This window comes from Pseudoalteromonas sp. bablab_jr011 (assembly GCF_016464045.1).
GTDB lineage: Bacteria > Pseudomonadota > Gammaproteobacteria > Enterobacterales > Alteromonadaceae > Pseudoalteromonas > Pseudoalteromonas lipolytica.
In genome coordinates this window covers 1-520 of sequence record NZ_JACDWU010000176.1, presented here as the reverse complement: position 1 = coordinate 520, position 520 = coordinate 1, and the positions used below count along the sequence as shown (strand labels likewise).

Genomic DNA, 520 nt, shown 5'->3' with positions numbered 1-520 from the left:
TCGATACAAATTAAGTTAAATTTTGACATGTATGGATTCCTTATTGGTAAAAGTGGTTTTGCAATTTCTTTATACCGTACTTACCCTATTTAGGGGAGGAGTCCATACATCTCCTACGTCTCTTCACCTTGCGCTTATGCGTCTTTTTATCTCTGTATGCAATCTCAGTATGGTACTGGACGATTTAGCCCTGAACGCAAAAAACCCGCTGCATTGCTGCAACGGGTTTCTCTAATTAGGAGCCTGGCGATGTCCTACTTTCACATGGCAAATGCCACACTATCATCGGCGCTGTTTCGTTTCACTACTGAGTTCGGCATGGGGTCAGGTGGGTCCAAAACGCTATTGTCACCAAGCATATTCTGGTCGTTAATCGCATTCGCAATTAACTAAAATCTGGAAATCTGATAATCGTAAATCTACTTTAGTATACTAACTTCTGTCTGTTACGCTGTCATAAAACGCGTTTGGCGTTGTATGGTTAAGCCTCACGGGTAATTAGTACAGGTTAGCTTAATGG

General features: G+C 41.7%; 1 rRNA gene. It reads right to left on the bottom strand.

Annotated features, from left to right (window positions below):
- Positions 1–241 precede the first annotated feature (241 nt).
- Positions 242–356 (bottom strand): 5S ribosomal RNA (gene rrf / locus JIG41_RS09850).
- Between the last annotated feature and the right edge of the window lie 164 nt (positions 357–520).